We start from the raw sequence: 20,390 nt of genomic DNA, 5'->3' as shown, positions 1-20,390 counted from the left end.
AGCGCAGACCTTGTGGGGCGGCGGTTCGGCGCTCCGATTTACCCGCGAAAAAGACACCGCGCTGCCTGGCACGGGCTACGCCCGTGTTCGCGGGACAAGCCCGCTCCTACAGGCCCACGAATACCACGACGCGGTGCCACTCACTGCACCGCTGTCGCCTTCCAGCCGCCACCCAAGGCCAGGAACACACCAATCTGCCCCATCGCCACCTGGGTATTGGCCGCCGCCAATTGCGCACGCACGTCGGTATAGGCGCGGGTCGCCTGCAGGTCGGCAAGGAATGACTCACGCCCGGCCTCATAGCGGCGATGGGTCTGGTCGGCCGCTTCCCGCGCCGAGCGCTCGGCATCGGCCAGTGCATCGCGACGGTCCAGCAAGGCGCTGTACTGCGCCAGGCGGGTCTGGGTTTCGCGGATGGCGTTGAGCACCACGCCATCGAAATGCGCCAGCGCGGCCTGGGTCGAGGCTTCGGCTTCGCGAATCCGGGCACGGGTGCCGTTGGTGGGGATGGCCCAGCTGATCTGCGGGCCAAAGCCCCAGCGGTTGGTCGAAGGCTCGCCGAGGTTTTCAAGAATGCCGATGGTGCCGACCTGGGCGCCAATGCTGATGTTCGGATACAGGGCGCCGGTGGCCACGCCAATGGTCGCAGTGGCAGCCGCCAGTTGGCGCTCGGCCTGACGCACGTCGGGACGGCGCTTGAGCAGCGCCGCGCCATCGCCCACCGGAATCAGTTGGGCCAGATGCGGCAGCTCGGCGCACTCGGCGGTGCCCGGCGGCAACTGGTCGACCGGTTTGGCCAGCAATGCGGCGAGGGTATAGAGCCCGGCCTCGCGCTCGGCCTTGAAGCGCGGCAACTCGGCGCGCAACGACTTGAACTGGGTTTGCGAGCGGGTAACGAGGGTCTCGTCGCCACGGCCAGCATCACGCAGGCGCTGGTTCAACTGCACGCTTTGCTGCTGCAGGTCGAGCGATTCGCGGGCGATGTGGTATTCCTCATTGGCCGAGCACACCTGGGTGTAGGCCTTGACCACATCGGCCACCAGGGTGATGCGCGCGGTGTCGGCGGCGGCCTGCACCGCGTCGGCATTGGCCTTGGCAGCTTCGGTGCCGCGCTTGAAGGTACCCCACAGGTCGAACTGGTACGAGGCGCTGAGGATCGCCTCGCCGATGTTGGCCACCGGGACTTTTTCCGGCAGCAGGAAAGCTTCGCCAGACTCCTGCAGGCGCTGGGCGCCGGCCTTCGCGCCGCCGCTGAAGCCCCCCTGCGACTCGGCGACCTCGACCTGTGCGCGAGCCTTGGCGATGTTCGCCGCCGCCACGCGCAGCTCGGTATTGGCGCTCAACGCCTGGCGCACCAGCGCATTGAGACGCGGGTCCTGGTACAACTGCCACCAGTCATCCGGCACCGGCGCCGACACCACGCTCGCGGCATCCTGGCGCAACGGGCCGTTCAGGTCGCTGCGCTGCACCGCGGCATCCTCGGGTACCTGGTAATCGGGACCGACCATGGCGCAGGCCCCCAGCGACAGCGCCAGCCCTGCAAGCATCAGGCGTTTCATGGCCGCTGGCCCTCGATGATCGACACCGTGGCGGTACGCCCGGCGATCATGCGGAAATCTGCCGGCACCTCATCGAAGGCGATCCGCACCGGGATCCGCTGGGCCAGGCGCACCCAGCTGAACGCCGGGTTGACGTTGGGCAGCAGATTGGCACCACTGACGCGGTCACGGTCCTCGATCCCTGCCGACAGGCTTTCGACATGGCCGCGCAGGCGTGTGTCATCGCCCATCACGCGGATGTCCACGGCATCACCAACATGGATGCCACTGAGCTTGGTTTCCTCGAAGTAGCCATCGACATGGTACGAGGCGCTGTCGACCACCGACAGCACCGGTCGGCCCGCAGTGACGAACTCATGGGCCCGCGGAGCGCGGTCGTTGAGGTAGCCGTCCACCGGGCTGCGCACCACCGAACGGTCGAGGTTGAGCTGGGCGGTATCGACCGCCACCTGCGCCTCGCTCACCGCCGAGCGGGCACGAGCCTCGCGCGACTGGCTCTCTTCGAGCTGCTCGGCCGCCACCAGGTTGCCCAGCTTGCGATTGCGCCGGGTTTCGCGGGCGGCCTGGGCCAGGGTTTCCTCGCGCTCGGCCAGGGTCGCCCGGGCCTGGCGCAAGGCCAGACCAAAGCGGTCCTGATCGATGGTGAACAGCACGTCACCACGCTTGACCACCTGGTTGTCGCGCACCTCCACCTTCTGGATCAGCCCGGACACATCCGGGGCGATCTGGATCACGTCGGCGCGGATATGGCCGTCGCGGGTCCAGGGCGCGAACATGTAATACACGACCATCTGCCAGACCAGCACGGCCGCGAAGGTCACCACCAGCAATGTCAGGACCACACGGCCCAAGGTCAACAACGGTTTTTTCATGGCAGCATCAGGCTTCGGCAAAAGTGATCCACCGCACCCAGCAGTACGGCGTAGAGAGCAACGTTGAACAACGCCCGGTGCCAGACCAGGCGGTAGAAATGCAGGCGCACCAGCACAGCGTGCACGCCCAGGAACAGCAGGTAGGTGGCAAACATCATCACCAGCAGCGTGGGCAGGAACACCCCGCTGATATCCAGTTCACCGATCACAGCGGCGCTCCGTCGATTCCAGGTGGCAGTTGCGGTTGTTCGACCGGCTCGAGCATCACCTCGACGCCCGGCAACAGCGCTAGACGCAAGCCGGCCAGGGCATGCAGCAGGTGAACGCGGGGCTCGCCGCGCTCGTTCAGCTCGTCCAGTGCCAACGCCAGGCGTGCCCGCTCCATGTTGCGCAGCAGCGCTGCAGGTGCGTGCAGGCGCTCGCCGGCGCGCAGGCAGCTCGAGTAGTGACCGCCGACTTCCTCGATGACCGTCTGCAAGCGCTGGCGGGCCTGCTGGCCGACACGCGGCATGTAGGCCAGCAGGTCGAGCAGGTTCAGGCCCACACGCAGGTCGCGCAGGGCAACGCCGCTGTCCTGGCCGGTCTGCGACAGGCGCGGCAGATGCTGCATCAGGCGGTCGAGCATCTGCACACCGACCTTGCGCTGTTCAGCCAAGGTCGCAGGCTCGGTCATCTCGACGATGTCGCGCCAGGTGAAGCGGGTCATGCGCTTGGCGGCCAGCTCCACACCGAACGGGCGCACCACCAGGGTCCAGATGAAGGCAAACAGCAGCCCGACCGGGCCTGCCAGGTTGGCATTGAGGAAGGTGAAGAAGTCGGCGTCGTAGGCGCCCTGGATGCTGATGAAGGTCGAGGTGTTGACGATGGTCAGCAGGGTGCCGAGGTAGAAACGCGGCTGCACGGTGAGGGTGCCGACCACGATGAAGGGTACGGCGAATGCCAGCACCAGCATCGGGAAGTCGTGCAGGTTCGGCAGCACCAGGAACAGGTAGACGCTGGAGAAGATCACCGACATCAGCGTCCAGAAGAAAAAGCGGTAGATCTGCGGCGCCGGATCATCCATCGCCGCAAAGAAGCTGCAGGCCACGGCGGCGAGGATCACGGCACTGGCGCCGTCGTTCCATCCCAGGCCGATCCACAGGCCACAGGCGACGACGATCGCGGTGACGGTGGAGAACACCGAATACAGCATAAGGCCGCGATCGAAGAATGGCGTCAGGCGGCCCAGCCGCCAATGACGGTAGACCGCACGCCAGGGCTTGGTATCGTCCAGGCGCAGGGCATGCTGCAGGGTGCAGCAATCCTGCCAGAGATCGAGCCATTCGCTGAGGCGGTAGAGGGCGTTGGACAGCAGCAGGGCATGGCGCTGATCGAGCGCATCGGCGTGCGGTTGCAGGCGGGCGATCTGCTCGTGCAGCGCGGTCCAGCGCGCGACCGAAGCGCTGTCGGCGGTGCCCTTGAGCCACTCTCGGGCCGATGCCAGCAGCGGCTGGACTTGTGCGAACTGCTCCGGCGCGCGACCTTCGAGCGCGACCAGCGCATCATCAAGGGCATCGATCACCGGCAGCAGGTGGATCATGCGGCCGCGCAGTTCCCGGGCGTTCTTCACGGTGTGCGGGCCGGCGCCTTCGTGGCCGAGCTGGCCGATCATCAGCTCCAGGCTGTTGAAAGTGGCAACCATCGAGCCGCGCAGGCCCGCGACCTTTCCGGCGTCAGTGTCTCGGCTCAGGTACAGATCGCTGTAGCGGATCGCCTCGCCAAACCAGGTGCCCGTGGCGCCCACCACCACCGGCGCCAGGCGACGCGGCCAGAAGATCGCACCCACCACCGCGGCGCAGACGATGCCAAGGCAGATTTCCTGCGCCCGCGACGAGGCGACATCGAACACCGCGAGCGGGTTGTCGACCACGGCCAGGGCGATCATCGGCAAGGTGTAGCCGGCCAGCATCAGCATGTAGTTGTTGGCCGTGCGCAGGTTCAGCGAGAGGAACAGCAAGGTGCCGGTCCACAGGGCGATGGCGATGCTCAGCAACAACGGTGACTGCACCAGCGGCGGCACCAGCAGCACCGCGCCGCCAGCACCGAGCAGCGTGCCGACTGCGCGGTACAAGGCCTTGGAACTGGTGGGGCCGACGAAGGGGCTGGACACGATGTAGACCGTGGCCATCGCCCAGTAGGGGCGCGGCAGTTGCATCAGCAAGGCGATGTACAGGGCAATCATCGACGCGGCGAAGGTACGCACGCCGTAGAACCAGTCGCGCGCCGGCGGTACCGAACTGAAGAAGCCGTTCACACCGGCGCCCCCTGTGCAGCGACTTCGAAGGCGTGGATGACCCGCAGGGTGGCTTCCAGGTCGGCGGCCGAGATACCGTGCAGCACCTCGCGGCGCAGACGTACCAGCTCGCGCTCGATGGATTCGGCCAGGGTGCGGCCTTCGGCGGTCAGGCTCAGCGCCTTGGCACGTCGGTCGAGCGGATCCTCGGTGCGGCACACCAGCCCGGCCTTGCACAGTTGGTCGAGCAGACGCACCAGCGACGGGCTTTCCAGGCCCGCGGCCTGGGCCACGGCCACCTGGTGCACACCATCGCCCAGGCGCACGATCATCAGCAACGGCACCGCACAGGCTTCGGAGATGCCATAGCCGGTCAGTGCCGCATGGCAGATGCGCCGCCAGTGGCGACCGGCAACGACCATGCCGCTGCTGACTTTCAGGTGCAGTGCGTCGAGTGTCATGTGGAAGAACCGAGGATATTCATAGTTTGCTAACTATCAATATACGCCCAGCCCTCCCCCCTTCGTCAACCGGGGGCGATGAACAGTGTGTTCGTGGGAGCGGGCTTGCCCGCGAAGGCCTCACCACCATCCCACCGGACTCAAGGCTGAACCTGGTCCTCCAGCTTCATGGTCAAGGCCAGGGTGCTGCCCAGCGCGATCGCCTGGTCCCGCCACTCCAGGTAGCGTCCTTCATCGCTGCGACTGAAATGCACCGCCAGCTCCTCGGCCGCCTGCATCACCCCCGCCCCCGCGGCAAGCTCCAGCCAGTACAGCGCCGCCCGCGTATCCGACTCGACATGCAGCCCATGCAACAGCCGGTAGCCCACCTCGAACCGGCAACGTGCCTCGCCACGCTGGGCCCCGCGCAGGAACCACTGGTATGCCTCGGCCGGGTTTACCTCCCAGTCCTGATCGGCATCGCAGACTTCTTCCTCGTACAGGTCGCCCAGGGCCGCAGCAGCGTGCGACAGGCCACGTTCGAAAGCATGCCGGTAATGCTCCGCGGCGGTGGCATAGCACACCGTCACACCCTTGCCGAAATAGTGCTGTTGCCCCAGGTTGAACCAGGCCGCGGCGTTGCCCTGCAGCGCGGCCATGCGCAGCAGATGGCTGGCCAGCGCCGTGTCGGCGCGCCAGTAGCGGCCATTGAGCCAGATCCAGCCCAGGTCGTTGAGCACCGCGGCATTGCCCTCCAGTGCCTGGCGCCGCAGGTCGGTGTAGATCGCCTGCACATCCACTGCCTCGTCCAGACGGCTCACCAGCGCAGAGCGCTCACCCAGCACCGCCCACTGGGTGGGCATGCCGACGCCAGCGAACAGGCGCAGGTGTCGCCGGGGAATGGCTGGCGCAGGCACGATGCGCTCGGGCAGGAGACGGGCGAGCAGCGAATGGATATTGCTGGCAGCAGACATGTTCATCCTCATTGAACGTCCCACAGTTCCGACCTCGACTGTGATGAGGCGATTCTGCGCGACGACACGACGAAACCTGTCGCGAACGATTCACCTCGACGCAACCAAATCGCGGTTCCGCGATCTCAGCGCAAAGTAGCGAATTGCCATCTGCCGCGGTGCCCGCCATGCTAATGCCGCAAGCCTAGACAAGGACGTTACCCTTTGCCGTTCGCCACTACCCGCGCCACCCTCAGCCGCCAGTGGGCGCTGCTGCGTCAATTGCCCAGCCGCTCACCGGGAGTCACCAGCGCCGAACTGGTCTGGCGCCTGCGCGATGTCGGCTTCAATGTCAGCAAGCGTACGGTCGAGCGCGACCTCAACGAGCTGTCGCTGATCTTCCCGCTGGAGCGCAATGACAAGAGCATTCCATTCGGCTGGCATTGGTCGGCCAGCGCCATGGGCGAGCCGCGTGGCAATTTCGACTTGCTGGACTACCTGCGTGGCGACCCGCAGCAGCCCCGTCAGGGCACGGGGCTGGAACTGCAGGCGTGGGTCAGCGATCAGCTGGCGCGACAGCTGCGAGAAGTGCCGTTGAGCGCGAACATGCAGTTGACGGCGCTGCACCATGGCCATCGACTGCGGGCGACAGTAGAAGACGGCTGGACGTTACGCTGGTGGGTATTGGGCCAGGGTGAGGCCGTGGTGGTCGAGCAGCCGGAGGCGCTGAGAGATGAGATTCACAAGACGCTGAGTAATGCGGCCGCCCGATACCTGACCTGATAACGCGGAACAGGCACCCAACCTGCTTGCGCGCGGAACTACCTCTGCATCCCCCAACGCCGTACGGTCAACCGCTCGAGGGTATTGAACACCAGGCCCTCCACCAGCAAGCCAATCAGGATCACCACCGCCAACCCGGCAAACACCTTGTCGGTATACAGCTCGTTGCGGTTCTGGAAGATGTACCAGCCCAGCCCGCCCTTGCCGCTGCTGGCGCCGAACACCAGCTCGGCGGCGATCAGGGTGCGCCAGGCGAAGGCCCAGCCGATCTTCAGACCCGAGAGAATCGACGGCAATGCCGCCGGCACCAGGATGTGCAGCACCAGGCGCAACCCACGCAGGCCATAGTTGCGCCCGGCCATGCGCAGGGTCTCGGACACCCCGAGAAAGCCCGCGTAGGTGTTGAGCGCCAGTGCCCAGAGCACCGAGTGCACCAGCACGAAGATCAGGCTGTTGTCGCCCAGGCCAAACCACAAGAGGGCTAGCGGCAACAGTGCGATGGCCGGCAGTGGGTTGAACATGGAGGTCAGGGTACCCAGCAGGTCGCGGCCGAACTGGGTCGAGACCGCCAGGCTGGTCAAACCGAAGGCCAGTACGATCCCCAGCACATAGCCCTTGAGCAGCACCACCAGCGAGACCCCGACTTTCGCCGGCAGCTCGCCACTGACCATCCCGTCCCAGAACGCCACCGCCGTTTGCAGAAAGGTCGGCAGCAGCAGGTCGTTGGCGGTGTAGCGCGCCACCGCCTCCCAGATCAAGGCGAGCAGCACAAGAATCACGGTCTTGCGCAACCAGGCCTGTTGCCACAGACGTTGGGCAAGCGGCAGATCACGCTCCAGCGAAAGCCCTGGCAGGGGCTGCAGCGGCACTTCGTATTCCTGGCGTGCAGGTGTGGTCGTCATGCGCAGGCTCCTCCTGTCAGTAAGCGATGCGGATATCGTTGAAGCCCAGGTCCGAGGCCTGCTCCGGCTCACCGGCCTCGTCGAACAGCAGGCGATGGATACGCCGGGCGCTGGCCTGGAAATCGCTGCCACCCAGGCTGCCCAGATCGTATTGGTGGCTGTGCACCTCGGCCCGTACCCGTCCCGGATGCGGCGACAGCAAGAGGATGCGGTTGCCCACCACCAGCGCCTCCTCGATAGAGTGGGTGACGAACAGCAGCGTGAAGCGCACCTCTTCCCACAACAGCAGCAATTCTTCCTGCATCTTGCGCCGGGTCAGGGCGTCGAGCGCCGCGAAGGGCTCGTCCATCAGCAGCACCTTCGGCTGCGTGGCCAACGCGCGGGCAATCGCCACGCGCGCCTTCATGCCGCCAGACAAGGTGTGCGGGTAGGCATCGGCAAAAGCGGCCAGGCCGACCTTCTCCAGATAGTGCAGCGCCCGCGCCTCGGCCTCGGCGCGCTTGAGTTGGCCAGAGACCAGCAGCGGAAACATGACGTTCTGCTTGACCGTCTTCCATGGCGGCAACTGGTCGAACTCCTGGAACACGACAATGCGGTCAGGACCTGGGCCCTTGACCGGCTGGCCCTGCAACAGGATCTGCCCTTCGCGCGGCTCGATGAAACCGGCCACGGCCTTGAGCAAGGTCGACTTGCCGCACCCGGACGGGCCCAACAGTACGAAGCGGTCGGCGCGATCGACTTCGAAGCTGACTTGGTGAGTGGCCCGCACCACGCGCTGCGCGGTGCGGTATTCGAGGCTGAGATTGTCCACCTTGAGCAGCGGTAGGGTGTCGACACGGCTCAGGTTGCTGGCTGTGTGGGCTGGCAATGGGGCGGTCATGGTCGATCAGCTCCCTTGCAATGGGCGCTCATCCTGGAAGAAGTAGTCCTTCCACGACTCGGGCTTGTGCTTGATGGCGCCGACCCGGTAGAGGAATTCGGCCAGTGGGTAAGTGTTCTTCGGCGTGATGGTGAACTCGTACTGCGGGTTGTCGATCAGCTTGATCAACGCGTTGCGATCGATCTTGGCCTTGGTCACGCGGATGTAGGTATCGGCGGCTGCGGCCTTGTCTTTCTGGGCGAAGTCGGCGGCTTCGGCGAGCGCATCGACGAACGCCTTGTAGGTCTTGGGGTTGTCCTTGCGGAACTTCTCGGTGGCGAACAGCAGGGTTGGCGAGTTGGGGCCGAGCAGGTCGTAGCTGTTGAGCACGATGTGCACGTTCTTGTTGGCCAGCGCCTGGTCCTGGAACGGTGGGTTGGAGAAATGCCCGTTGAGTTCGGTGCCGCCGGCCAGCAGCGCGGCTGTGGCATCTGGATGCGGCACGGCCAGGGTGTACTTGTCGAGGCGGTTGTACTCCTTGTCGCCCCACTGCTTGGCCGCCGCGTATTGCAGGAAGCGCGACTGTACCGAAACACCCACCGCCGGCACGGCGATACGGTCCTTCTCGGAAATGTCGGCGATGGTCTTCACATTGGGGTTGCTGCTGACCAGGTAGTACGGGAAGTTGCCCAGCGAGGCCACGGCCTTGACGTTCTGCCGGCCGTAGGTGCGATCCCAGACGGTGAGCAACGGCCCGACGCCGGCGCCGGCGATGTCCACAGAGCCCGACAGCAACGCATCGTTGATCGCCGCGCCCCCGGAAAGCTGCGCCCAGTCGACCTGAATGTCGATGCCCTGCTCCTTGCCGTGCTTCTCGATCAGTTGCTGGTCACGAACGACGTTGAGCAACAGGTACACGATGCCGAACTGCTCGGCGATACGGATCTTGCCTTCGGCCTGGGCCACCGCCGGCGCCGCGAGGCCGCCTACGATCAGGCTGGCGCCCAGGCCGATGCTGGCCGCCAGGCGGCTGATGGATTTACGCATGATGAGAGTCCTCAGTCGTCAGAACGGGGCATCGCCCTGGATGGTGGTGCGGTAGAGCTTGCGGCGCAGGTGCGCGGGGCAGCCGGCAGCCAGGTGGATCAGCGAACGGTTGTCCCAGAACACCATGTCGTGGGGCTGCCAGGCGTGGCGGTAGATGTTCTGCTCAAGCACGCTCAGGGCGTAGAGCTGCTGCAGTACATCGCGGCTTTCGTCATCGGGCAGGCCGACGATGCGAGTGGTGAAGCCCTCACTGACGAACAGCGCCTTGCGGCCGTTCTCCGGGTGAGTGCGTACCACCGGGTGGATGACTTCGTTGACCTGGGCCAGTTGCTCGGCGGTCAGGGTCGGGCGCCAGTTGCCCTCGAACTTGGTTTCCGAATAACGAGCGGTATAGGAATGCGCAGCGCTGCGCCCCTCGACCACCTTGCGCAGCGCATCGGGCACCGCGTCCCAGGCCTTGTGCATGTCGGCGAACAGGGTGTCGCCACCCTCGCTGGGCAGTTCCTGGGCGTGCAGCATCGAGCCGAGGCTCGGCAGCTCTTTGTAGGAGAGGTCCGAATGCCAGAACTTGCCGGCATCACCCAGGCCAATGTTGCGACCGTCTTCGATGATGTTGGAAACGATCAGAATCTCGGGATGGTTTTCCAGCAGGAACTGCTTGAGCACATGGATCTGCAGTACGCCGAAACGGCGGCTGAAGGCGATCTGCTGTTCGGGGGTGATGCGCTGGTCGCGGAACACCAGGACGTGATGGTCCAGGTGGGCGCGATGAATACGGTTGAAATCTTCGGCGTTGACCGGCCGGGACAGGTCCAGCCCAATGATCTCGGCACCCACGGCACCGGAGAACGGGCGGATTTCGAAGCGTTGCGGCTGTGCGCTGTCGATGGACGACAAGGCGTTCGAGGCGGCTGACATTGTTCACTCCCACGCAGTGCGCGACTTTCAGGGGCGCGCATCGATTCAGAAACGCACGGGGATTTCCCGTGTGGGTTCGAGTCGTGCGGCGCGCCGATTGGTCGGCAGGTACGCAGTGGGAGTGACTATAAAGTCATAAGAATGGAAGTTTAAATATCTTTAGCGAATATGCATATACAGGAGCGGGCTTATAGGAGCGCCGCTCCCACACAGGATCACCGCTCGCGCAACGCCTCGGAACGCGCCTTGATGATCGGCTTGAGCAGGTAGCTCATGATGGTCTTCTTGCCGGTAAGGATATCCACCGTGGCGACCATGCCGGGGATGATCAGCAGCGGCTTCTCGTCAGAGCCCAGGTGGCTTCTGTCGGTGCGCAGCTTGATCAGGTAGTAGGTGGTCTTCTTGTCTTCGTCGGTGATGGTGTCGGCACCGATCTGTTCGAGCTTGGCCTTCATGCCGCCATAGATGGTGTAGTCGTAGGCAGTGAACTTCACCGTGGCTTCCTGGCCGGGGTGCAGGAAGGCGATATCCTTGGGCAGGATCTTCGCCTCTACCACCAGCGTGTCGTCCAGCGGCACGATCTCGATGATGTCGCTGCCCGGCTGGATCACGCCGCCGATGGTGTTCACCAGCAGTTGCTTGACGATACCGCGCACGGGCGATGTGACCATGGTGCGGTTGACCCGGTCATCCAGCGCCTTGCTGGTGGCCGTCGCCTTGTTCAGCTCAGTGCGAGCCTCGTTGAGCTGGGTGAGGGCCTCGCTGCGGAACTTGCCGCGGGTCTCCTCGATCTTGCTCTGCACTTCCTTGATCGCCGCTTCGGCACGGGGAATGGCCAGGGCGGTAGAGTCCATCTGGCCACGGTTCTCGACTTCCGCACGGCGCAGGCGCAGCACCTCGACCTGCGAGATCGCCCCCTGGGCCACCAGCGGCTCGGACATGGCGATTTCCTGGCGCAGCAACTGCAGGCTGTTGGCGTACTGGGCGCGCTTGGAGTTGAACTCGCGCAGTTCCTGCTGCTTCTGCACCAGTTGCTGCTCCAGACCACTGATCTCGTCATGCAACTGCTGGCGTCGGCTCTGGTACAGCGACTGCTCGCTGGCAGCCTGGCTCGGCGCGGCCTTGCGCAGTTCTTCATCGATCTGCAGCGGCGTGTCGTCGACCTCAGCGCTCAGGCGCTGCACGCGCAGGGCCATGGCCAGGCGCGAGGCCTCGGTCTCGTCGACGTTGGAGGCGAAGCGGGTTTCGTCCAGACGCAGCAGCGGTTGGCCGACTTCGACGATCTCGCCTTCCTTCGCGTAGATCTGCGCGACGATGCCACCCTCGAGGTTCTGCACCTTCTGTACCTTGGACGAAGGAATAGCCTTGCCTTCGCCGCGCGTCACTTCATCGATGGGCGCAACGCTGGCCCAGACGATCAGGAACACGAAAAAGGCAATCACGCCCCAGATGGTCAGGCGCACGATGCGCGGCGCATCCTCGATCAGCGCCTTGTTGACCTCTGGCAGCGGCTGGCCTGCCAGCGATTCGGAGCCCTTGAAATAGCGGCGCAGGTTGTCCTTGAAACGCCCGAAATCCAGCTTATGCAACACTGATCTGCCCCTTCTTCAGCGCTTCCATGACGGCGGCTTTCGGGCCATCCGCGACGATCTGTCCACGATCGATGACGATCAACCGGTCCACCAGCGACAGCAACGAAGCCCGGTGCGTGACCAGCAACACGGTCTTGCCTTCGATCACCGCACCCAGGCGCTGCTTGAGGCGTTCTTCGCCGGTGTTGTCCATGGCGCTGGTGGGTTCGTCGAGCAGCAGGATCTGCGGATTGAGCAGCAAGGCACGGGCCAGGGCGACGTTCTGGCGCTGGCCGCCGGAGAGATTCTGGCCGCGCTCGCCAACCTGCAGCTCATAGCCGTCAGGGTGAAGACGGGCGAATTCATGCACGCCGGCCAGCTCTGCAGCCTGCAGGATCAGCTCATCCTCGATGTAGCGGGCGCCGCTGACCAGGTTGTCGCGCAGGGTCCCGGCCAGCAACTGGATATCCTGGGGCACATAGCCGATATTGTGGCGCAACTCGCTGACGTCGATCTGGCGGATATCGACGCCATCGACCAGCAGCGAGCCGCCGTCGGCTTCATACAGGCCGACGATCAACTTGGCCAGCGAGCTCTTGCCCGAACCACTGCGGCCGATGATGCCGACCTTCTCGCCAGGTCGAATGACCAGGTTGATGCCCTTGAGCGCCTGGTTCTGCTGGTTCGGATAGGTGAACTCGACGCCACGGAACTCGACCGCACCCTGCAGCACCTGGCGACTCAGCGGACGCTCTTCGAAATTGCGCTCCTGGGGCAGCTCCATCATCTGGTCGGTGGCGACCATGGTCACCTTGGCCTGCTGGTAGCGGGCCAGCAGACCATTGAGCTGGCCCAGCGGGCCAAGCGCGCGACCACTGAGCATGTAGCAGGCCACCAGGCCGCCCATGCTGAGGTTGCCGTCGATGATCAGGTACACGCCAACGCAGATCATCGCCACACCGGCGAGCTGCTGGATCAGCATGGTGATGTTCATCGCCAGGCCCGACAGTACCTTGACCCGCAGTTCGAGGCGGCTGAGGGTGCCGAGGGTCTGCTCCCACATGTACTGGCGCTCGCTCTCGGCGTTGTTGACCTTGACCGCATCCAGCCCGGCAAGGGTCTCGATGAGGCTGGACTGGCGCTCGGAAGCCAGCGCCATGGTGCGCTCCATCGTCGCCATCAATGGTTTCTGCAGGGCATAGCCGATGCCCAGGGCGAGCGGGAAGGCCAATATCGGGATCCATACCAGGTGCCCACCGATGATGGCGATCACCGTCAGGATCAGCAGGGTAAACGGCAGGTCGATCAGGCTGGTGAGGGTGAGCGAAGCGAGGAAGTCGCGCAGCCCCTGGAACTCGTGGATGTTCTGCGCAAAGCTGCCGACCCGCGCGGGGCGGTATTTCATCGACATGCCGACGATACGCTCGAACAGCGTCGCGGAAATGATCAGGTCGGTCTTCTTGCCGGCAAGGTCCAGACAGAGGCTGCGCAGCCCCTTGAGGATGAGGTCGAAGACGTAGGCACCGGCGATGCCCACTGCCAGCACCCACAGCGTCGAGGTGGCTTGGTTGGGCACCACGCGGTCATAGACGTTCATCACGAACAGCGGCGCCGCCAGGGCAATCAGGTTGATCACCAGGCTGGCGGCGATGGCGTCGATGTACAGCCATTTGCTGCGCATCAGGGTGTCGCGGAACCAGGAGCGCGCGCGCGGGATCAGGTTGCCGTGGTTGACGTCGAACTTGTGCTGCGGCTGGGCGAAGAACACCTTGCCGCTGTAGTCGCTGAGCAGCGCCTCGCGGGTGACCAGCACTTCCCCGCCGTCGCTCTCGCTGAGCAACAGGCGTGCGGTGTCTTCATTTTCCCAGCCGAGCAGGACAGCACTGCGCCCTTCCTTAAGAAGCAGCATCGCCGGCATGGCGATGCTGGGGATCTGCTCGAGCTTGCGCTGCAGCAGGCGCCCCTGCAGACCCGCGCGAGCTGCGGCACGCGGCAGCAGCTCGACGCTCAGGCGCTGCGCCGGCAGCGGCAGGCCGGTGGTGAGCATGGCCCGGCTGGCGGGTTTCTGGTGCAGGACACACAGGGTCAGCAGGCTGTCCAGTAGCGGATCGTCATGCTGACTGCGTGGATCATGGTTGAGTTGTACTCGACTGACTTCAGATTCCACGCGGCGCTCTCTTCATCCTTGCGGTTGGATAGGACAGGTGCGCCTTCAGTTCATGCCTGGCAGGTTCACCTTTGGCTTCAGGTCGTTCTGTACGACGGTCGCCATGGGGGCTACGACACCCTGGCTCTTCAGCAGTTGACCAATGGTCGCCTTGATTCGGTACTGAGTAAACAACTGAGTGTTCTTCACTTCTACCAGACGACGTTGCGCAGTGAAGGTTTCATTCTCGCTGTCGAGCAGGTCAAGCAGGGTTCGCTCGCCCAGGCCGAACTGCTGCTGGTAGGCGCTGCGCACCCGGGTGCTGTGATCGACATACTGCTGGGCGATCGGCAACTGGGCGTTGGCGTTGTCCAGAGCATTCCATGCCAAGCCTAACTCCTCATTGAGCTGACGCAAGGCGTTGTTGCGAATATCCAGCGCCTGGTTGGCCAGATACGACTTCGATTCCAGGTCGGCCTTGTTGCTGCCACCGGCGTAAAGGTTGAAGTTCATGCGCAGCATGGCCTGCCACTCATTGTTGTGGCCGACCGAACCGTCGAGGTTGTTGTCTGCCGTCCGTCCGAGCTCTGCATCAAAACGCGGATAGAAACTAGACTTTGCCGCTTCGTATTGCTTCTCGGCGGCAGCGATGTCGGATTCTGCCGAGCGCAGGATCGGGCTGCTCTCGACCATCTGGTGACGAGCCTCGTCCAGGGTGGCCGGCAGCAGGTCGATGAACGGCGCAGGCGCGCTCAGTTCGTCAGGCATTTGCCCGATCACGCTCAGGTAGTTGGTATTGGCATCGGCCAGGTTGGTCTGCTCGGTGATCAGGTTGTTACGCGCCTGCGCCAGGCGCGCTTCGGCCTGGTCGAGGTCGGCCAGACGGCCGACGCCACGGCTGGTGCGCAGCTTGATCTGGTCGAGGATGCGTTCGTGGTTGCGCAGGTTGTCTTCGGCCAGGCGCACCATCTCGCGGCGCGACAGGACATCGAGATAGACCTGGGCAACGGTCAGCGCGGTGCGCTCGGAGGTGCCCATCAGGGAGTAGGCACGAGCGTTGACCGTGGCTTGCTGACGGCCCACTTCGCTGGAGGTGGCAAAACCGTCAAAAACCATTTGGCGGAGACGGATACTTGACTCACCCCGGTTCAAGGTCTCCCAGCGATGCGACGTACTCGGCGAATCGCTGCCCTCGCGGCCGTAGCCGGCGGTCATGTCGACGCGCGGCAGGTAACCACCCTGCGCGGCGCGCAGTTGATAGTCCGCGGCGGTGCGGGCGTTGACCCCGGCCTGGATTTCCGGGTGCACGTCCAAGGCCTGTTGCATGGCTTGCGGCAGGGTTTGTGCTTGGGCAATGGAGGCTGCAAGGGCGAGAGGAAGAACGGTGAAAAGTGACGCACGCATTTTTACTGATTCCCAAGTGGCGCTGTTGTCCCAAATCACGGCCGAAGCGGGTCTGGCCCCTGAAAATGGCGGCCTAAACTCAACGATTGGCGAGCTTGCGAGACTGTACGTAATTAATACGAAAGGAAGAGGTTTTTACTCAAATATCAATGTGACATTAGTTTGCCGATTGTTTAGGATGGCGAGACGAAGGTCAATACTTTGGCATAAACTTAATAGCCGAAAATTATTGACAGAAATTTGACGAATAAAAGCGTCAAATCATTTTTGTAACATTCCAGCGGAAGCAGGTTCGCACGCCGGCCGGAAGCCAATTGAGACACATCCCGGAGATTTCCATGAGCACTGTCGTTGCCATCGTCAAAAGCATTGTTGGCCAAGTCATCGCAGTATCCCCGGAAGGCATCAAGCGCGTGCTGATCGAAGGCGATCGCCTGTTCGCAGGCGAGGAAGTCCTTACCGGCCCGGGCGGCGCCGTGACCCTGGAATTGGCCGACGGTCGCATGCTCGACCTGGGCCGCGACACTCAATGGAGCGCCGATGCGCCCGACAGCAGCACCGACCTGGCCCAGGCCACCGCGCAGGCCGCGCCCTCGGTCGAAGAGCTGCAACAGGCCATTGCCTCCGGTGTCGACCCGACCACCGAGCTGGAAGCGCCTGCTGCCGGCCCTGCTGCCGCAGGTGGCGGTTCGGTCGGTGGTGGTCACAGCTTCGTGCTGCTGGAAGAAACCGCAGGCGTGGTCGACCCGAGCATCGGGTTCCCCACCGGCCCCCTGGGCTTCGCCGCAGGCCTGGCAAACGAAGAAGTCGGTGGGCTGGATAGCAACAACGACACCACCACCAACAACAATCCCATTCCAACCGGCCTGAGCCTGAGCGCCACCCCTTCGATCAGCGAAGCGGGTGGCGTCATCGTCTATACCGCCACCGTCGGCCAGGCGCCGCAGAGCAACCTGACCGTCACCCTGTCCAACGGCGCGGTGATCGTGATCCCGGCTGGCCAGACCAGCGGCTCGGTCAACGTCAACATCCCGGCCAACGACACGCCTTACATCGATGGCGGCCAGATTTCCACCACCATTACCGGCACCACCGGCGGCAACGGCTTGGTCATTACCCCGAACCCGACCCCGGCGGTGACCCAGATCACCGACACCATCGACACCACCACCGCCACCTTGACCGCGACGCCAAGCGTCACCGAAGGCGGCGTGATCACCTACACCGTGACCCTGACCAACCCGGCACAGACGCCGGTCACCGTCACCCTGTCCAACGGCCAGACAATCACCGTCGAGGCTGGCAAGTCCAGCGGCTCGGTCGACTTCCAGACCCCGCCCAACGACGTCTACAACAACGGCAGCACGGTCAGCACCACCATCACCGGCGCCACCGGTGGCAACTTCGAGAACCTGGTGCCGAACCCGGCCCCGGCGCAGACCGTGATCAACGACTCGGTCGACACCACCACCGCCACCCTGACTGCTTCGCCAAGCGTCACCGAAGGCGGCGTGATCACCTATACCGTGACCTTGACCAACCCGGCACAGACGCCAGTCACCGTCACCCTGTCCAACGGCCAGACCGTCACCGTCGAAGCCGGCAAGACCAGTGGCTCGGTCGACTTCCAGACCCCGGCCAATGATGTCTTCGTCAATGGCAGCACGGTCAGCACCACTATTACCGGCACCACCGGCGGCAACTTCGAGAATCTGGTGCCGAACCCGACCCCGGCTCAGACCGTGGTCAGCGACAGCATCGACACTGTGACTGTCAGCATTGCCAGCAACGGTAACGTGACGGAAGCTCAGCAGCCGACCTTCACCGTTTCAGTCAGCCAGAAGCTCGACCACGACCTGACCGTGACCCTGAGCAATGGCGACAAGGTCACCATTGCTGCTGGCCAGACCCAGGCTACCTACAGCCTGCCGGCGCAGGGTGACGACGTATTCAAGGACGCAGGCTCCGTGACCCTGGGCGTGACCGACGCCAGCGTACCGGGCAAGACTTTCGAGGATCTGAAGCTTGGCGGTGCGGCCACCGTCCAGATCAGCGATACCGAGAGCGAAGTCGTCGCGACCCTGACTGCCGACAAGACCACCGTGTCCGAAGGCGGCCAGATCACCTACACCGTCACCCTGACCAATGGTCAGGGCCTGGATGTCACTGGCCATGGCGGCCTGACCTTCACCCTTTCGGATGGCACCAAGGTCACCATTCCGGCGGGCAGTGCTACCGGTACGGTCACTATCACTGCTCCAGACGACGTTTATGTTGGCGGCCAGCCGTCGATCGTGAACAAGCTGGAAGGTGTTACTGGTGCGGATAACTTCGAGAAACTGACGCTGGGTGACGGCACCGTCACCACGACGGTGACTGACGAGCCGGGTACCGGTACTCCGGGCACCGGCAACGAAGGTGACAAGGTTTCCGTCACCATCGTCAGCAACGGCAACGTCACCGAAGACCAGCAGCCAAGCTTCACTGTCAAAGTGAACCAGCCGCTGGATCGTCCGCTGACTGTCACCTTGAGCAACGGCGACAAGGTCACCATCGCGGCGGGCCAGACTCAGGTCGAGTACAAGGCGCCAGCCCAGGGCGATGACGTCTTCAAGGATTCTGGCTCGCTCACCATTGGCGTGACCGATGCCAGTGTTCCGGGCAAAACCTTCGAAAACCTTGAGCTGGGAAGCTCCGCCACTGTTCAGATTGCTGACACCGAAAGTGAAGTTGTCGCCACCCTGACTGCTGACAAAACCACTGTCAGCGAAGGCGGCGAGATCACTTACACCGTGACTCTGACCAACGCCCAGGGCCTGGACGTCAAAGGTCATGGCGGCCTGGTATTTACCCTTTCGGACGGCACAAAAGTCACCGTTCCCGCGGGCAGCGCCACCGGCACCATCACCATTAACGCTCCTGACGACGTTTATGTTGGCGGCCAGCCGTCGATCGTGAACAAGCTGGAAGGTGTTACTGGCGCGGATAACTTCGAGAAACTGACGCTGGGTGACGGCACCGTCACCACGACGGTGACTGACGAGCCGGGTACCGGTACTCCGGGCACCGGCAACGAAGGCGACAAGGTTTCCGTCACCATCGTCAGCAACGGCAACGTCACCGAAGACCAGCAACCATCGTTCACTGTCAAAGTGAACCAGCCGCTGGATCGTCCGCTGACTGTCACCTTGAGCAACGGCGACAAGGTCACCATCGCTGCGGGTCAAACCCAAGTTGAGTACAAAGCCCCAGCTCAAGGCGATGACGTCTTCAAAGACTCGGGCTCCCTGACCGTTGGTATTGCCGACGCTTCCGTACCAGGCAAGACTTTCGAGAACCTGGAGCTCGGTGGTTCGGCAACCGTGCAGATCGCTGACACCGAAAGTGAGGTTGTCGCAACCCTGACTGCCGACAAGACCACTGTGTCCGAAGGCGGCGAGATCACCTATACCGTCACGCTGACCAACGCTCAGGGCTTGGACGTCAAAGGCCACAATGGGTTGGTCTTTACGCTTAGCGACGGCACCAAAGTTACCGTTCCAGCAGGCAGCGCCACTGGCACCATCACCATTCACGCTCCTGACGATGTCTACGTTGGCGGCCAACCTTCGATCGTCAACAAACTCGAAGGCGTTACGGGTGCAGATAACTTCGAGAAACTGAACCTCGGTGACGGTACCGTCACCACTACCGTGACCGACGAGCCGGGTACTGGCACTCCAGGCACCGGCAACGAAGGCGACAAGGTTTCCGTCACCATCGTCAGCAACGGCAACGTCACCGAAGACCAGCAGCCAAGCTTCACTGTCAAAGTGAACCAGCCGCTGGATCGTCCGCTGACAGTCACTCTGAGCAACGGCGACAAAGTCACCATCGCCGCGGGCCAGACCCAAGTCGAGTACAAGGCTCCTGCTCAGGGCGACGACGTCTTCAAAGACTCGGGCTCTCTGACTGTCGGCATCACCGATGCCAGTGTTCCGGGCAAAACCTTCGAAAACCTCGAGCTCGGTGGTTCGGCCACTGTTCAGATTGCTGACACCGAAAGCGAAGTGATCGCGACCCTCACCGCCGACAAGACCACAGTCTCCGAAGGCGGTGAGATCACTTACACCGTTACTCTGAGCAATGCCCAAGGCCTTGACGTCAAAGGCCACGGCGGTCTGACCTTCACTCTGTCAGATGGCACGAAAGTGACTGTTCCGGCTGGCAGCGCCACCGGCACCATCACCATCCATGCGCCGGACGACGTATACGTTGGCGGTCAGCCATCGATCGTGAACAAGCTGGAGTCCGTCACTGGCGCCGATAACTTCGAAAAACTGACTCTGGGTCAGGGCGAAGTGAAAACCGACGTCACCGATGAGCCAGGCACTGGTACTCCGGGCACTGGCAACGAGGGTGACAAGGTTTCCGTCACCATCGTCAGCAATGGCAATGTCACTGAAGATCAGCAGCCGTCGTTCACCGTGAAAGTGAACCAGCCGCTGGATCGTCCGCTGACTGTCACCTTGAGCAACGGCGACAAGGTCACCATCGCTGCGGGCCAGACCCAAGTCGAGTACAAGGCTCCTGCTCAGGGCGATGACGTCTTCAAAGACTCGGGCTCCCTGACCGTTGGTATTTCCGACGCTTCCGTACCAGGCAAGACTTTCGAAAACCTGGAG

The 20,390-nt window shown here is 63.5% G+C and carries 15 protein-coding genes; 2 read left to right on the top strand and 13 right to left on the bottom strand.

What is annotated here, in order from left to right:
• Positions 1–140: 140 nt before the first annotated feature.
• The 6 genes from ACNFHO_RS10970 to ACNFHO_RS10945 all read right to left on the bottom strand — a co-directional run bounded on the left by ACNFHO_RS10970 (position 141) and on the right by ACNFHO_RS10945 (position 6,117).
• Positions 141–1,559 (bottom strand): efflux transporter outer membrane subunit, encoded by a 1,419-nt coding sequence (locus tag ACNFHO_RS10970; RefSeq protein WP_416766251.1) that lies wholly within the window; start codon positions 1,557–1,559, stop codon positions 141–143.
• A complete protein-coding gene (locus ACNFHO_RS10965) occupies positions 1,556–2,431 on the bottom strand; it encodes an HlyD family secretion protein (RefSeq protein ID WP_063541762.1) in 876 nt (291 codons plus the stop codon). Before ACNFHO_RS10965 ends, ACNFHO_RS10970 begins: the two co-directional genes overlap by 4 nt.
• Positions 2,428–2,640: a DUF1656 domain-containing protein gene (locus tag ACNFHO_RS10960; RefSeq protein ID WP_054895000.1), complete on the bottom strand. Its 213-nt coding sequence runs from the start codon at positions 2,638–2,640 to the stop codon at positions 2,428–2,430. The genes ACNFHO_RS10965 and ACNFHO_RS10960 overlap by 4 nt, the downstream gene beginning before the upstream one ends.
• The gene (locus tag ACNFHO_RS10955; protein ID WP_416766249.1) at positions 2,637–4,724 is read right to left on the bottom strand and encodes an FUSC family protein; all 2,088 of its coding nucleotides are present in this window, start codon (positions 4,722–4,724) and stop codon (positions 2,637–2,639) included. Before ACNFHO_RS10955 ends, ACNFHO_RS10960 begins: the two co-directional genes overlap by 4 nt.
• A complete protein-coding gene (locus ACNFHO_RS10950; RefSeq protein ID WP_063541766.1) occupies positions 4,721–5,164 on the bottom strand; it encodes a MarR family winged helix-turn-helix transcriptional regulator in 444 nt (147 codons plus the stop codon). Before ACNFHO_RS10950 ends, ACNFHO_RS10955 begins: the two co-directional genes overlap by 4 nt.
• Positions 5,165–5,304: 140 nt before the next feature.
• Positions 5,305–6,117 (bottom strand): tetratricopeptide repeat protein, encoded by an 813-nt coding sequence (locus ACNFHO_RS10945; RefSeq protein WP_416766247.1) that lies wholly within the window; start codon positions 6,115–6,117, stop codon positions 5,305–5,307.
• A 204-nt stretch (positions 6,118–6,321) separates the two neighbouring features.
• Here ACNFHO_RS10945 and ACNFHO_RS10940 point away from each other — a divergent pair, with 204 nt between their 5' ends.
• Positions 6,322–6,879, top strand: a complete 558-nt coding sequence (locus ACNFHO_RS10940) for a WYL domain-containing protein (protein ID WP_054895004.1) — start codon at positions 6,322–6,324, stop codon at positions 6,877–6,879.
• Between the two features lie 38 nt (positions 6,880–6,917).
• Here the strand turns inward: ACNFHO_RS10940 and ACNFHO_RS10935 are convergent, their stop codons facing one another.
• The 7 genes from ACNFHO_RS10935 to ACNFHO_RS10905 form a co-directional block, all read right to left on the bottom strand.
• Positions 6,918–7,781 (bottom strand): ABC transporter permease, encoded by an 864-nt coding sequence (locus ACNFHO_RS10935; protein ID WP_054895005.1) that lies wholly within the window; start codon positions 7,779–7,781, stop codon positions 6,918–6,920.
• A gap of 16 nt (positions 7,782–7,797) precedes the next feature.
• On the bottom strand, positions 7,798–8,661 hold the full coding sequence (locus ACNFHO_RS10930) for an ABC transporter ATP-binding protein (RefSeq protein ID WP_416766245.1): 864 nt from the start codon (positions 8,659–8,661) through the stop codon (positions 7,798–7,800).
• Positions 8,662–8,667: 6 nt separating this feature from the next.
• The gene (locus ACNFHO_RS10925; RefSeq protein WP_054895007.1) at positions 8,668–9,687 is read right to left on the bottom strand and encodes an ABC transporter substrate-binding protein; all 1,020 of its coding nucleotides are present in this window, start codon (positions 9,685–9,687) and stop codon (positions 8,668–8,670) included.
• A gap of 18 nt (positions 9,688–9,705) precedes the next feature.
• The gene (locus ACNFHO_RS10920; protein WP_063541772.1) at positions 9,706–10,605 is read right to left on the bottom strand and encodes a TauD/TfdA dioxygenase family protein; all 900 of its coding nucleotides are present in this window, start codon (positions 10,603–10,605) and stop codon (positions 9,706–9,708) included.
• 215 nt (positions 10,606–10,820) lie between these two features.
• On the bottom strand, positions 10,821–12,197 hold the full coding sequence (locus tag ACNFHO_RS10915) for an HlyD family type I secretion periplasmic adaptor subunit (protein WP_065862335.1): 1,377 nt from the start codon (positions 12,195–12,197) through the stop codon (positions 10,821–10,823).
• The gene (locus ACNFHO_RS10910; RefSeq protein WP_065862334.1) at positions 12,187–14,343 is read right to left on the bottom strand and encodes a type I secretion system permease/ATPase; all 2,157 of its coding nucleotides are present in this window, start codon (positions 14,341–14,343) and stop codon (positions 12,187–12,189) included. The genes ACNFHO_RS10915 and ACNFHO_RS10910 overlap by 11 nt, the downstream gene beginning before the upstream one ends.
• 45 nt (positions 14,344–14,388) lie before the next feature.
• Positions 14,389–15,726, bottom strand: coding sequence for a TolC family outer membrane protein (locus tag ACNFHO_RS10905; protein WP_063541776.1), 1,338 nt, complete (start codon positions 15,724–15,726; stop codon positions 14,389–14,391).
• Positions 15,727–16,064: 338 nt separating this feature from the next.
• Between ACNFHO_RS10905 and ACNFHO_RS10900 the strand changes: the two genes are divergently transcribed.
• Positions 16,065–20,390 (top strand): retention module-containing protein (locus ACNFHO_RS10900; protein WP_416766243.1); only part of this gene is annotated, 4,326 nt, incomplete at its 3' end.

This window comes from Pseudomonas sp. NY15374 (assembly GCF_048068255.1).
GTDB lineage: Bacteria > Pseudomonadota > Gammaproteobacteria > Pseudomonadales > Pseudomonadaceae > Aquipseudomonas > Aquipseudomonas machongensis.
The sequence above is the reverse complement of the archived record's forward strand: the minus strand, read 5'-3'. Positions and strand labels throughout refer to the sequence as shown.

Bases quoted from the DNA above. Each gene is read 5' to 3' on its own strand.
- ACNFHO_RS10970 (WP_416766251.1), bottom strand. From the start codon at position 1,559: ATGAAACGCCTGATGCTTGCAGGGCTGGCGCTGTCGCTGGGGGCCTGC.
- ACNFHO_RS10965 (WP_063541762.1), bottom strand. From the start codon at position 2,431: ATGAAAAAACCGTTGTTGACCTTGGGCCGTGTGGTCCTGACATTGCTG.
- ACNFHO_RS10950 (WP_063541766.1), bottom strand. From the start codon at position 5,164: ATGACACTCGACGCACTGCACCTGAAAGTCAGCAGCGGCATGGTCGTT.
- ACNFHO_RS10945 (WP_416766247.1), bottom strand. From the start codon at position 6,117: ATGTCTGCTGCCAGCAATATCCATTCGCTGCTCGCCCGTCTCCTGCCC.
- ACNFHO_RS10935 (WP_054895005.1), bottom strand. From the start codon at position 7,781: ATGACGACCACACCTGCACGCCAGGAATACGAAGTGCCGCTGCAGCCC.
- ACNFHO_RS10930 (WP_416766245.1), bottom strand. From the start codon at position 8,661: ATGACCGCCCCATTGCCAGCCCACACAGCCAGCAACCTGAGCCGTGTC.
- ACNFHO_RS10925 (WP_054895007.1), bottom strand. From the start codon at position 9,687: ATGCGTAAATCCATCAGCCGCCTGGCGGCCAGCATCGGCCTGGGCGCC.
- ACNFHO_RS10920 (WP_063541772.1), bottom strand. From the start codon at position 10,605: ATGTCAGCCGCCTCGAACGCCTTGTCGTCCATCGACAGCGCACAGCCG.
- ACNFHO_RS10905 (WP_063541776.1), bottom strand. From the start codon at position 15,726: ATGCGTGCGTCACTTTTCACCGTTCTTCCTCTCGCCCTTGCAGCCTCC.